The organism is Planktothrix rubescens CCAP 1459/22 (genome assembly GCA_904830895.1).
Classification (GTDB): Bacteria; Cyanobacteriota; Cyanobacteriia; order Cyanobacteriales; family Microcoleaceae; genus Planktothrix; species Planktothrix agardhii.
In genome coordinates this window covers 1,582,072-1,594,983 of sequence record LR882958.1, presented here as the reverse complement: position 1 = coordinate 1,594,983, position 12,912 = coordinate 1,582,072, and the positions used below count along the sequence as shown (strand labels likewise).

The following is a 12,912-nucleotide window of genomic DNA, read 5'->3' as shown; positions in this document are numbered from 1 at the left end:
ACGCATCACCGCTATCAATAGTAGGGGTAATTCATGAATTACCCCTACATATAGGGTTACATCCCCAAATTTGCGTAAGTCCTGTTAATTATAGTATAATTAGTTCCTTGGCAAACCGTAAAGAAAAGTGATGGTAATTCAAAAACGCATTCCTTTATTGGAACAAATCCTTGAGCAGTGGAAGGGAACGATAGGAAGTCAATATCAACCCTATAAAAACCATGTCTATCGGGTGGTTAATTTTTGCCTGATACTACATCAATCTACGCAAGATGACCAGGAAAAATTCGTGATTGCTGGTTGTTTTCATGATATTGGAATCTGGACAGATAATACGGTCGATTATTTGGAGCCTTCTATAGAGGTAGCCAAAAAATATTTGCAGGATAATGGCAAAGAACAGTGGTCAAAAGAAATTGAGTTGATGATCGATCAACACCATAAAATTAGAAGATATCGAGATAGTCAGTATGCTTTAGTTGAAGTATTTAGAAAAGCGGACTGGATTGATGTATCAATGGGGAAAAGATCATTTGATCTATCAAAAAATGATCTTCAAAAAGTCTTAGATACATTTCCCAACCTAGGATTTCATGAAAATCTACTAAATCTTGGAAAGACAGAATTATTAACCCATGGGCGGAATCCTTTACCCATGATCAAATGGTAGGGTGACAATGATTCAATTCCTTTCCTAGTATCAACTCCTTTAGCTCCTAGCCCCTTGAATTTAATACAAATAATATGTTTAATAAAAAGCAATGGCCGGAACTCGTCGAATTAATCTTTATTATTGCAGCAATTATCGGTTCCTTTGGTTTGCTCACGGGACAACCAATCACCTATGCAGCAATTCCGGGTGCCTTCGCCCTAGGATTAAATTGGCTGAATCGTCAATTGTTAGCCCAACAAATTCGCAAAAATAGTGCTACAAATAAAAGTTTAATTCAACAACATAAAGCGGATTTAGATCAACTGATGGATCAGTTACAGAGAACCATCTCGACTTTAAATATATCTTCGGGACTGGCAATTAATCCCAATGCTCAATTAGCCCAGGAATTGCAATCTTTAATGGCGGTAATTCAAAATCTTTTAGAACGTCAAAATTTATTAGAAAAGACTTTAAGTATGATGCAATCGGAGTTAGAAATTATTGTGCAAGCGTTTCAGAAACGGCCGGAGTTAGACCAGATTAATAGTTTAACCCATGTGATTGTGGATCTGCAACAATTTATTAATCAATTGCCTCAATGGGGAAATTTACAACAACATCAAATGAATGAACTGCATCAAAAGGTGGAACAATCTCTGGAAAAACTCTCAACAGAAATAGATAATATTCCGAATCAAATTGAACAGGAAGTTAAACGACAAGGTAAGTAGCTAAATCGTGCGGGAAAAGTACGAATTCGCTGAGGGCGTTGTCACCCCATCAGATTTTTAAATCGTCTCAACTTGCCATTCTTCGGAACTTAATCCGCCTCTTTGAATTGCTTTTAAGCAAAATGAATTAATATCTTCCGCACATAAGTTAACTTCAACAAAAGCTCCATTTTTGAGAGTTCTAGTGTATCTAAACTTTTGATTATTCCAATTTACTAAACGAGGATAGTCTTGAATTAGTCCCTGAAACACATCTTCATCTAAGTCAGCAACAATATTGAGGGTGGTTTCCAACACATCTCGCCAATTTTTAACGGGATATTTTTCGTTACGGACGGATAATACTCTGGGTTTTGTTCGTCTAACTGTACCCTCTAGTTTTTGCTTTTGTAAAACATTCCCAAAGTAAGGCCATATTTTTAAACAGATTTCTGCTAAATCTTCTGATCTCTTTTCAATATCTTCTTTATTCCAATTTATTTTATCTTTAAAATACTCGTTTAATTGTAAATGACTTTCTAGTAAAATGTCCCGTTTTTTATCAAAAGGTTTATTAGAAAGTTCAGGATTATATCCAGTTAGAGTTAAGTTTCCAAGGGTATGTAGCAACAGTTGGTGAGTTGTTTCCCAATCTTCGCCCAAAGATTTTTCCCAATCTTTATTGAGCTTTTGAGGCATAATGTGTTCGATTGAAAGATTCTCAAAAAATACCCTTTCTTTATGAATAAATGACTGTTCTATTGATTCTAAAATTAGTTTGGCTTTTTCTGCTTTAACCCTAGTCGCATAAAGTTCCACTTCTTTTAACATCGATTTAAACTGATCATTGCTGGGATAGTTTTTTAGGGAAAGAATTTCTTTTAACCCGTCCATAAAGTTTTTATCAATTTTTTGTCTAATTTGACTGTATAAAGAAGGAAACATTTTGTTGAGGGAGTTAGTGGCAAAGTTGCAAACAAAACGCCGAATAATAAAATTTTCAAGAATCTTTAAGATTTCTACAAATTCATCAACAGTAAATTTACCGTCGCTGTAATCATCGTAACAATTGAGTAGAAACGGATAGACCGTAGTTAATTCTAGCCTTTTGATCCGCATCAGAGAATCACTAATATATTTGTTAGTTTCCTTTAAAATTAAAATCGTTGTTAGTCTTTGCTGCCCATCAATTAATAAATATTTACACACTCCTTCAGGGACAGAAACCGTCTGCATCGTGACAATAGAACCCATAAAATGAGGGTTCATTGTTTCCTGTTCGGTCAAATCTATTAGATCGTCCCATAAATTCTCCCATTGTTGACGTTCCCAGCTATAGGGACGTTAAAAGAGGGGAACGAGATATTGTTGGGTTCCTTCTAGGATTTTTTGTAGTTTGGTTTCCGAGGCTTTCATATTTTTTAGTAAAACTATTTAAGGGAATAGGCACTTGATTATAGCAAGCTGTGAAAATAAATCGGTAAATACTGACTGTTTCACAGGGCTTTATTTGGTTGTCATTGTATAAACTCCATCCCATTCTTCTGGAACAGCAGTTTGTAAATATTGTTGCGATCGCACTAGATGAATTTGTACCGCCCGGTCATCAGGACGCATTTTTTTTGCTTCTTCAAAAATCCGAATTGCTTGCTTAAACTCTTTCGCTAAATAAGCCACTCTCCCTTGATTAAAACAATCTAAAAACTCTCTTACCTGGTCATCTAAATCAATAGACCGATTACCAATTAATTCATAAATACTCACCGCCTGATTCTTGCCTTTCACCCGCACCCGATCCAATTCCCGTACCCAAATTTTATCTTGGCATAAATGATAAGTCATTTCACTAATAATAATATCACAACCATATTGTTTAGTAATTTGTTCTAAGCGAGAACTTAAATTTACCCCATCCCCAATAACAGTATAGTCCATGCGTTTTTGTGAACCAATATTTCCCGATACCACTTCCCCTGAACTCATGCCAATTCCGATTCTAATTTGCGGTTCATCGGGTCGCATTTGATTAAATTCTTTCAGGCGGCGACGCATATCTAAAGCCGATTGTACCGCCATCCAAGCATGATTATCTCGCAGAGGTAGAGGCGCCCCAAACACCGCCATTAAAGCATCCCCAATGAATTTATCTAAAGTACCTTCATGGGAAAAAACCGCTTCTACCATGGTTTCAAAATATTGATTTAATAATGCCACCACGTCCGAGGCTTCTAAATTTTCTGTTAATGTGGTATAACCACGAATATCGGAAAATAAAATCGTCACTTCTTTGCGTTCTCCTACCATTAAAACATCTTCTCCCAAAGCCATAACCTGTTCGGCTACCCCCGGAGTCATATAGCGATACATGGTAGTTTTCATCCGTTTTTCCCGACTAATATCTTCTAAAACTACTAACCCCCCCCTAACCCCTCCTTCTGGATTAGTAAGAGGATTAACGGTTAAATTAATACTGCGTTCTATTTGTCTAACTTGCTGTTTAGGATAGGTTATATTATTGGGTTGGGCGTCTGTGGGTTCTCCCCAAGGGTGATAAATTTCAGGATTAGAGCGATCGGGAGTTCCTAAAATATAGCTCGTTTGGATAACATCTCCCTGAGTTTCTTCGACTTTAATTAAACCCACGGTTAAACTTTGTTCAGGCACATAATGACGGGCGGCGTGGCGCAGACTATCCTCTAAACGGAATTTTAAATTTTCAATTGGTAGGACTTCCCAAACATAACGTCCGGCTAATTTTTCTTCCCAATATTGACGAATAGAGCGATCGCCAACTTGGGGTTTTGGACACCCCAATAATTCCAAAGCTGCATCATTAATCGTGACAATTTTTCCTTGTAAATCCGTGGAAATCACCACATCAGAAAGACTTTGTAAAATATCCTTCTGATATTGCTTTTCCACCATGACATTTTCAAATAACTGAGCATTTTGTAAGGCAATTCCCGCCTGAGAATTAAACGCCCTTAAAAATTCTTCATCGGAATTAGTAAAACTACCTTTATGTTTATTAATTAACTGAGTCACCCCAATTAATTCCCCGGCCGCATTAAACACTGGCATACATAAAATATTTCGGGTTTGATAGCCCGTCCTGCGGTCAGTGTTGGGGTCAAACCGAGGATCGCAATAGGCATCAGGAATATTCAAAACTTGACCCGTTGAAGCTACATATCCGGCAATTCCACGATTAGCAGGAATCCGAATTTCTATCATTTTTGAACCATCGGCATTAGCTACTTTTGTCCATAATTCTTGAGTTTCTTTTTGTAATAAAAATAAGGTGCTGCGATCGGCTTGCATTAAATCCCGCGCCTGTTCCATCACCGCTTGCAAGGTTGTTTCTAAATCCAAACTTTGCCCTAAAGTTGTTGTTGCTTTTAATAAAGCGGCGACTCCCCGTTGATTTCGGGCGGCAACAAAAAACGATTGACAACTTTCTAAAATAATCCCAATTGAATCAGCAAAAGCTCGAAATTGTTGTTCATCTTCCTCGGTGAATTCCGTATCTCCAGCTTTATTTAATAACCGTACCACCGCCACGGATTCTTCTGGATTTTGGCTACTAAAAATCGGCATACACAGAATGGTGCGGGCATAATATCCGGGGGGTTCATCCACATCCACATCAAATAATTCACAGGTATGAGCATCGCTGACATTCATTCCCTGACCCGTGCGGGCAACATATCCTAAAATCCCCGAATCCATTGGTAAACGGATTTCTTTTGCTAGTCCGGTTTCTTCATCAACTTTGGTATACCAGAGTTGATTTTTACTGCGGTTGACTAAAAAAATAGTGGTGCGATCAGCTTGCAGAATTTGCCCAATTTTGAGGGTAAAGGCATCGAGTAATTGTTCTAATAGGGTCTCTATTCCTTCATTATTAATCAGATCAATTGCCCGAAGAAATTGCTGAAATTCTGCGGTAATAAAATCTAAAATACAGATAAATTCCCCAATTGGCAGATTCTTAACACGCGCCGCCAATAGGCCCATACGATCCACTTGTGTCAGCGTAGCTAAGATGCTACCAGCATTAGAAAAAGTCATGGGAAGGGGATAGTTTGGGTGAGGGATAGAGAACTGAAAAACTCTGATTAGAGGAAGTTAACTGGGTTTGCTCGAATAGAAACCTTCCCAACTAGAAGATATTAATAGATTGAGTAATTGAGTAGATGATAACAGACAAAGGATGGTCATGGTTGACATCCTTGCCTGGGGCTTGAAGTTTCCACTGAATACTAGGCAACGGAGGGAAAGGAGTAACGGCTGAGAATCCCTTGATAGTAGCGTCGTAGCTGTTGGGTAGCTGCGGCCCATCCCCAAGATTCTGCCTCTTTACGGGCATTTTGCCGTAGGATTTCCCGTTCTTGAGAATTGTCGAATAACCGTTGAGTCGCGGTAATCGCCCCATCTTCCTGACGCGGATCGAACAAATAGCCATTAACGCCATCGGTAACAATATCGGGAATCCCCCCAGACCTGGCCGCGACTACGGGGGTTCCCGCGGCCATGGCTTCTAATAGCACTAATCCCAGGGTTTCGGTACGGGAGGGGAAAATAAAGGCGTCAGCCGAGGCGTAGGCGGCTGCTAGGTCTTTTCCCCGTAAGTAACCGACGAAATGGGTGGGAGTTCCCCGAAAATGGGCTTCTAGGACTTGACGGTTAGGGCCATCTCCCACCAGGGCTAAACGGGAATTGGGAATTTTCTCTAAAACTGGTTTAATTCGTTCAATTTCTTTTTCTGCACCTAAACGACCAACATATAGTAATAGATTACAGTCCGGGTTTCCCAGGCTAAGGCGATCGCGCATTTCCACACTAGCCAAAGAAGGTTGAAACATTTCTGTATCTACTCCCCTTTGCCATAAATCTAGCCTTTCAATTCCGTGGGCGTGCAGTTCTTTTACCATCACCGTTGAGGTACAAAGATTCAATTGCGCCTGATTATGGGCCGCTCTTAACATACTCCAGAGTACCTCCTCCAACATTCCTAGACCATAATGGTGCAAATATTGGGGAAGATGGGTATGGTAGGACGCCACCAAAGGAATATTTAACTTTTTGGCGTAATATAATCCCCCAAGCCCTAAAATTGCTGGGTTGGCAACGTGAATCAGATCGGGTCGAAATTTTTCTAATTCCACGCCAATACCAGGATGGGGAATACCCAGTTTTAACTCTGGGTACAGGGGTAGGGGAAACCCTTCCACTCCATAGATTCTAGCCCCTTTATATTCCGTGAGTCCCCCGGCGGGAGAAATCACCAAAACCTGATCTCCTAACCGTTGTAACTGTTCCACCGTATGACACAGCCGCGTCACGATCCCATCAATTTTGGGTAAGAAAGTTTCAGTGAAAAGAGCAATCCGCATACAAGCTATACACTGATATCAATAGTCCGAGCTTCCCCATCATCTCAGAATTTGCGATCGCTGTTAAGAATTACGAATTACGAATTACGAATTGGTAATACTTCGACTTCGCTCAGTAACAGGGTTATCGGTAATAGACTGATCACTGCTAGAGAGACGCGCCCGATCGCAGCGATGCCGTAGGCTATTGGCACGTCTCTACACTGATGACTGTATGATAAAAAAATAGTAATTTTTGACTAATTTGGGGTTAAATTTTAACAATGACAGTCTCGGAAACCCGTTCTATTCCTTTAGTGGAACTTGCTGCAAAAACTCGTGTAGCAGCACAGAAATTAGGGATATTATCAACAGCAGAAAAAAATCAAGCTATTGAAGCCATTGCTCAGGCTTTAGAAGCGGCTGCGTCGGAAATTATTGCGGCTAATGAAGCTGACTGTCGCGCCGCTGAGGCTGAAGGAATTGCTAAACCTTTATATAATCGTCTCAAGTTTGATACTTCTAAATTAAAGAGTACCATTGCCGGATTAAGAGATGTTGCTAAATTGCCTGATCCGGTGGGCGTTGTGCAAATTCATCGAGAATTAGATCAGGGTTTAATCCTAAAAAGAATCACCTGTCCGTTAGGGGTTTTAGGGGTAATTTTTGAAGCTCGCCCGGAAGCGGTGATTCAAATTTCTGCCTTAGCAATTAAATCGGGGAATGGGGTAATTTTAAAAGGCGGAAAAGAGGCGATTAATTCTTGTCAAGTTTTGGTTAAAGCCATTCGTCAAGGATTATCCCAAACGGCAATTGATCCCGATGCAGTTCAACTTTTAACCACCCGTGAGGAAATTTTAGAGTTATTACAATTAGATGATTATGTGGATTTAATTATCCCTCGTGGGTCTAATTCTTTTGTGAAGTTTGTTCAGGATAATACTCGGATTCCAGTATTAGGTCACGCCGAAGGAATTTGTCATATTTATATTGATAAATTGGCGGATATTAAAAAAGCGATCGCCATTACAATTGATGCAAAAACCCAATATCCGGCGGCTTGTAATGCGGTGGAAACCCTATTAGTTCATCAAGATATCGCCCCTGGGTTTTTATTAGAAGCGGTAACGGCTTTACAAGCTAAAAATGTCGAATTGCGCGGGGATGATCAAACCCTAAAAATTGTTAATATTAAACCCGCAACGGCGGAAGATTGGTCAACGGAATATAGTGATTTAATCTTATCTATTAAAATAGTCGGTAATTTAGAAGAAGCGATCGCCCATATCAATACTTATGGTTCCGGTCATACCGATGCTATTATAACAGAAGATCAAGCCACAGCAAATACCTTTTTAAATCAAGTCGATGGGGCGGGAGTTTTTCATAATTGTTCAACTCGATTTGCGGATGGATTTCGCTATGGTTTCGGTGCAGAAGTAGGAATTAGTACCCAACAAATGCCTCCCCGTGGCCCCGTTGGTTTGGAAGGGTTAGTTACTTATAAATATCAAGTCGTTGGGGACGGACATATTGTAGAAACCTATTCGGGAAGTAACGCGAAACCGTTTACCCATCGAGATTTATAATCAAATTAGCCAGGGGTTTTTAATCCTTGGCTAATCCTGAAAACTATCCAAGGATCATTTGTTATGAATTCAAACAATAACGATACCCCATTCCCCGTACCGTTTCAATCCGTTGACCCCCCAACTTTTTACGCAGATAGCCCACATAAACATCAACAATATTCGAGCCTGGATCATAGTCATATCCCCAAACCTGATCCAATAGTTGTTCCCGACTCAACACTTGACCCGGATGGCGCAAAAACGTTTCTAACAGTTGAAATTCCTTAGCCGATAGGGTAATGGGTGTTTCTCCCAAACAAGCTTGACGGGTATATAAATCCAGTGTAATTTGACCAACGGTTAAAGCCTTATCTTCATGATTCGTCAATTGGGGATGATGTCGCAAACGGACACGAACCCGAGCTAAAAGTTCTGCAAATCGGAAGGGTTTAGTCACATAATCATCTGCACCCCCCTCTAACCCCGCCACTTTATCCGTGATATCATCCCGGGCGGTTAAAATAATAATCGGAATTTGTTCTCCTTGACCCCGTAATTGTTCTAAAACTTGAAACCCATCTTGATCGGGAAGTCCTAAGTCGAGAATTAACAAGTCAAACTCATGGGCGAGGGCTTTTTCTACTGCTTCTCGTCCATTGCAAGCTAAGGTTGTGATAAATCCATTAGCCCGCAGTCCCTTTTCCAAAAAGGAGGCAATTCGAGGTTCATCTTCAGCAATGAGAATTCGACTCATTCGATCATACCTAGGATGGTTTCAAACGTAGATAATTATTCCTAACTCACAATCTGATTTTAACACAGATTCACAACGGTTAAAATCCTATGATAACTTTCCTTATGGTGCGGGTCTTCTGGCTCCCATTTTTGATAAAATTACCCAGAAATCCCTGATTTTGGTTTACCCATAAAATTAGAGCCAAATTTGACTACAATTAAACTCAAGTCTTACTTACAGTGGGCGGAAAACTTGCGAATTAAAGGTGTGTGGGGTTAGATATGATAATGGTTTGGATCGGAAATTTAGCTTGGGGAGTCGGTTCTATCGTCGGAGTAGAAATGGTAAGGGATCTTTACCATGTCTCGGCTCATATTTTCCCGCCCTTAATTCGTTTGCACAATTGGCATCATCGGGTATTCCGTCCCGATTTAACTCCCGTGAGTGAGGAAATTTATCGCCAAGCCCATTGGTATAATGATGTCCCCGAAGCGGGGGTGATGTTAAGTTTTAGTTTGATATTTCTGGCGATCGCCCATATTTACACCCCCGAAAACCAGGGATTTGCCCTTCTCGGTTGTATTTATACCCTCAGTTTTCTATTCTCAGCTATTGGTCGAGGAATGGGAATTCCCAATATAGATAAACTTACGGATTTAACCCATACTCCAGGGGAATTTGACCGTCCTCCTGCCCCTTGGATGGTAAATCGAACCTACCATTGGCGACATCATTTTGATAATCAAAATTCCTATTTTTGTGGCACTTTGACTTTATTAGATAAAATCATGGGAACGGCGCTTTCATTGAAGGGAAAAACCGTTGCTGTGACTGGAGCATCGGGAACTCTCGGACAAGCTCTTTTATTTCATCTCCATGCTAAAGGAGCAAAAGTTCTGGCTTTGACTTCCGGTGATCAACCTTTGAGTTTAACGGTTGAGGGGGAAACAATTCCCATCAAAACCGTAACTTGGCAAGTCGGACAGGAACAACAATTAGGGGAGTTATTCCAAAAAGTAGATATTTTAATTATTAATCATGGGATTAATGTTAACGGAATGAGAACCGAAGAAGCGATTAGCCAATCCTATCAGGTGAATACGTTTTCCGGTTGGCGTCTATTAGAATTATTCCTAAGTACCGTTAAAACTAACGCTGATATTGCCAAAAAAGAAGTTTGGGTCAACACATCGGAAGCGGAAGTCGGGCCAGCATTTAGTCCCCTCTACGAAATGAGTAAACGGACTTTAGGAGATTTAATTACTCTCCGTCGTTTGGATGCACCCTGTGTGATTCGGAAATTAATTTTAGGGCCATTCAAAAGTAACTTAAACCCCATTGGGGTAATGTCTCCTAACTGGGTTGCGAAACAAGTGATTAAACTAGCTCAAGGAGATGTTCGTAATATCATTATTACGATTAATCCTTTAACTTTTATTGCTTTCCCGATTAAACAATTCTGGGTTTCTACCTATTTTAAATTGTTTAGTCGCCAGCCGAATTAGGGAATTACGAATTACGAATTACGAATTATGAATTACGAATGGGTTTTGGGTTTTGGGTTTTGGGTGATATTCAGCTAGCGAGGACGCTCGCACTGCTTGGTGCTCCCCCTATCCCTTCCCTCCCCCCTGCTCCCCCTGCTCCCCCTGCCCTCCTAATTCCTAGGCAAATAAGCTATGGTGAGTAATTGTTAAAAGAGTGACGGGGTTGAAGGGAGAAAAACGGGTTAGATGATTAATGGGAACGGAATGAGATAACTGGATATTGAGAATGCGATAACTCCAACTTCCCTCAATGCGTTTTCGTTGTTCTAACCAATTTAAAGCGGTGTTTAAGTGTTCAATGGTTTCTAAAGCTAAAACAATCACACCGCCCGGACTTAAACGAATACTACAAATCCCTAATATTTCGCTTAAATTTTTTCCAAATCCGCCCATAAAAATTCGATGAGGAGAACGTAAATGATGTAAAATATCCGGTGCTTCCCCATGAATTGAAACCATATTATTCACTTGAAACCGTTGGCGATTTTGTTCAATTAAGCTGGTTCCAACTGCTGTTTTTTCGATCGCATAAATAGTAGAATCAGGAAAAAGTCGGGCAATTTCTATGGAAACCGAACCCATTCCGGCACCAATATCCCAGATCGTTTGTTTAGGTTGTAATCCTAATTCTCCTAAGATTAAACTCCTAACTTCCCGTTTTGTTATTAATCCGGGGCGATCGCTATAACTTAAAAATAGTTGATCGGGAATGCCAAAAGTCGGGATTTTAGATAAATCTAAGGGTTCTAGGGATGAGCGAGATTGACGTAATAAAATAACAATATTTAAGGGTGAAAAAACTTGATTTTTTAATATTTTTATATCCCATTGTTGCACCTGTTCATCCTTTCCCCCTAAATTTTCACAAACCCAAAATTGATAACCATTAGGTAAATCCAAACTACCGATTAATTGGGCGATCGCTTGGGGATTATAAATAGTATCCGTTAAAATTGCTATTTTTTCTACCCCCTGTTTTAAGGCTTGAATTAAAGTTTCCATCGAGCGACTCTGGGCACGGAGAATTTTAGCATCTTTCCAAGGGATTTTAATTCGATTAAAGGCTAATTGAATCGAACTAATATGGGGATGAAAGGTTAATTGTTCCGGGGAAAATTCGGCTATTAATAAATGACCTAACCCAAAAAATAACGGATCACCTGATACCAAAATTACAATATAATTATTACTAGATTGTTTATTTTCAACTTCCCATCTAATCAGTTGTTGACGAATGGCGACAATAGTTTCTGTTAAATCTCCCAAGGTTAACTGGGTGGCTGAATGTTCAGGAAAATAACTTAAATGGCGATCGCTTCCGACTAATACCGTCGCTCCTATAACTAAATTAAGCACAGACTCACTCAGTCCCGATGCTCCTTCTAACCCAATTCCAATAACATGAATCATCTATAAGGATTTCCTGTTACCTGTTGCCCTTTTCCTGTTTCTTCTTAAGAGGTGTTGACCGTTAGAGACTAACCATCAACACCCGAACAACCAATCACTAAACCCTAGGATTTAAACTCTAAAACAGGCCAGTCTGGTTCTCGATAATAGCGATTCATGTCATCAAATTTGCGGAGTTCGGCTCGGTTAACCCAGATTTCTTGAGTTGAATCTAACCATTGTTGATTAAAAGAAGATAGAATATTACAAAAATTTGCCCGATCTAAATCTTCAGGAATACTTCCGAAATAACCTAAAGTGATATGTGCCGTTAAATAATATTGTTGATCGACACCTAATGGAATTAAACCCTGATTTTGATAGATAGCTCGGCGGAATTCAAGGGTTTTTTGATAGGACTCCTGATCTCGGGGAACCAAACAAACGGTGATCGCCCTTGGTAATAACATAAAACCAAAAATTTGCCAGCGAATACCCGGAGAAATTGGAGTTGATTCAAACCCCTGAAAAGATTGAGCGATCGCTTGATGCAAATTCGGCTCAAAATTAGGATCTTGACTACCATCTCGATAGGCACTATCCCAAACCAGATCAGCCAGGGTAAAATGTAAACTATCTGGGGGGATAGTAATTAAAAAATTAGGATCAAACTTTTCACCAAGTTGCTGTTGACAATCTTGGAGATTTTTATAGAACTCTTGATTATCCAAATCCTCCTCAGCCGGGGGAGTAATAATGGTATAACCAGGAAAAGGCACAGCTTGGCGTTTACCCTGGGAGTCAGGCTTAAACTTTGGGGACTCCTGAATATACTCCAACTGAGAATGATAGGATTCTGGTAGCGTTAACCGCGCCACCCGATTCACATAAACTTGATAAGTATCGTCCAATTTTAATCGCCTCTTTTG

Annotated in this window: 10 protein-coding genes and 1 pseudogene; 4 read left to right on the top strand and 7 right to left on the bottom strand. The window is 40.0% G+C overall.

Going from position 1 to position 12,912, the window contains the following annotated elements; all coding sequences use genetic code 11:
- Nucleotides 1-130: 130 nt before the first annotated feature.
- Both NMG86_RS07445 and NMG86_RS07440 read left to right on the top strand, forming a co-directional pair.
- The gene (locus NMG86_RS07445) at nt 131-670 is read left to right on the top strand and encodes an HD domain-containing protein (RefSeq protein WP_026787519.1); all 540 of its coding nucleotides are present in this window, start codon (nt 131-133) and stop codon (nt 668-670) included.
- Between the two features lie 74 nt (nt 671-744).
- A complete protein-coding gene (locus tag NMG86_RS07440) occupies nt 745-1,386 on the top strand; it encodes a hypothetical protein (RefSeq protein ID WP_026787520.1) in 642 nt (213 codons plus the stop codon).
- Nucleotides 1,387-1,443: 57 nt separating this feature from the next.
- Here NMG86_RS07440 and NMG86_RS07435 read toward each other — a convergent pair whose 3' ends face one another.
- From NMG86_RS07435 to NMG86_RS07420, 4 genes and pseudogenes are all read right to left on the bottom strand, one after another.
- Entirely contained in the window at nt 1,444-2,259 is an 816-nt protein-coding gene (locus tag NMG86_RS07435) for an HNH endonuclease family protein (protein WP_337587948.1), read from the bottom strand.
- Nucleotides 2,248-2,697, bottom strand: a pseudogene (locus NMG86_RS07430) (DUF262 domain-containing protein); the annotation flags it as partial. The pseudogene NMG86_RS07430 and the gene NMG86_RS07435, both read right to left, overlap by 12 nt.
- Before the next feature lie 174 nt (nt 2,698-2,871).
- Complete coding sequence (locus NMG86_RS07425; RefSeq protein WP_026797348.1) at nt 2,872-5,436, bottom strand: GAF domain-containing protein; 2,565 nt, start codon at nt 5,434-5,436, stop codon at nt 2,872-2,874.
- Between the two features lie 191 nt (nt 5,437-5,627).
- Entirely contained in the window at nt 5,628-6,761 is a 1,134-nt protein-coding gene (locus NMG86_RS07420; protein WP_026797347.1) for a glycosyltransferase, read from the bottom strand.
- Between the two features lie 263 nt (nt 6,762-7,024).
- On the opposite strand from NMG86_RS07420, the gene NMG86_RS07415 reads away from it, so the two are divergent.
- Nucleotides 7,025-8,329 (top strand): glutamate-5-semialdehyde dehydrogenase, encoded by a 1,305-nt coding sequence (locus tag NMG86_RS07415; RefSeq protein WP_026797346.1) that lies wholly within the window; start codon nt 7,025-7,027, stop codon nt 8,327-8,329.
- Nucleotides 8,330-8,390: 61 nt separating this feature from the next.
- On the opposite strand, the gene NMG86_RS07410 is transcribed toward NMG86_RS07415, so the two are convergent.
- Nucleotides 8,391-9,065, bottom strand: coding sequence for a response regulator transcription factor (locus tag NMG86_RS07410; protein ID WP_026797345.1), 675 nt, complete (start codon nt 9,063-9,065; stop codon nt 8,391-8,393).
- A 263-nt stretch (nt 9,066-9,328) separates the two neighbouring features.
- On the opposite strand from NMG86_RS07410, the gene NMG86_RS07405 reads away from it, so the two are divergent.
- A complete protein-coding gene (locus tag NMG86_RS07405) occupies nt 9,329-10,552 on the top strand; it encodes a bifunctional sterol desaturase/short chain dehydrogenase (RefSeq protein ID WP_026797344.1) in 1,224 nt (407 codons plus the stop codon).
- Nucleotides 10,553-10,711: 159 nt separating this feature from the next.
- On the opposite strand, the gene NMG86_RS07400 is transcribed toward NMG86_RS07405, so the two are convergent.
- Complete coding sequence (locus tag NMG86_RS07400) at nt 10,712-12,004, bottom strand: bifunctional cobalt-precorrin-7 (C(5))-methyltransferase/cobalt-precorrin-6B (C(15))-methyltransferase (protein WP_026797343.1); 1,293 nt, start codon at nt 12,002-12,004, stop codon at nt 10,712-10,714.
- 104 nt (nt 12,005-12,108) lie between these two features.
- The gene (locus tag NMG86_RS07395) at nt 12,109-12,894 is read right to left on the bottom strand and encodes a DUF1868 domain-containing protein (RefSeq protein WP_026787530.1); all 786 of its coding nucleotides are present in this window, start codon (nt 12,892-12,894) and stop codon (nt 12,109-12,111) included.
- Between the last annotated feature and the right edge of the window lie 18 nt (nt 12,895-12,912).

Coding starts and splice junctions, on each gene's coding strand:
- NMG86_RS07400 (WP_026797343.1), bottom strand. CDS start 12,004: ATGATTCATGTTATTGGAATTGGGTTAGAAGGAGCATCGGGACTGAGT.
- NMG86_RS07405 (WP_026797344.1), top strand. CDS start 9,329: ATGATAATGGTTTGGATCGGAAATTTAGCTTGGGGAGTCGGTTCTATC.
- NMG86_RS07440 (WP_026787520.1), top strand. CDS start 745: ATGTTTAATAAAAAGCAATGGCCGGAACTCGTCGAATTAATCTTTATT.
- NMG86_RS07445 (WP_026787519.1), top strand. CDS start 131: ATGGTAATTCAAAAACGCATTCCTTTATTGGAACAAATCCTTGAGCAG.
- NMG86_RS07435 (WP_337587948.1), bottom strand. CDS start 2,259: ATGGACGGGTTAAAAGAAATTCTTTCCCTAAAAAACTATCCCAGCAAT.
- NMG86_RS07415 (WP_026797346.1), top strand. CDS start 7,025: ATGACAGTCTCGGAAACCCGTTCTATTCCTTTAGTGGAACTTGCTGCA.
- NMG86_RS07410 (WP_026797345.1), bottom strand. CDS start 9,065: ATGAGTCGAATTCTCATTGCTGAAGATGAACCTCGAATTGCCTCCTTT.
- NMG86_RS07425 (WP_026797348.1), bottom strand. CDS start 5,436: ATGACTTTTTCTAATGCTGGTAGCATCTTAGCTACGCTGACACAAGTG.
- NMG86_RS07420 (WP_026797347.1), bottom strand. CDS start 6,761: ATGCGGATTGCTCTTTTCACTGAAACTTTCTTACCCAAAATTGATGGG.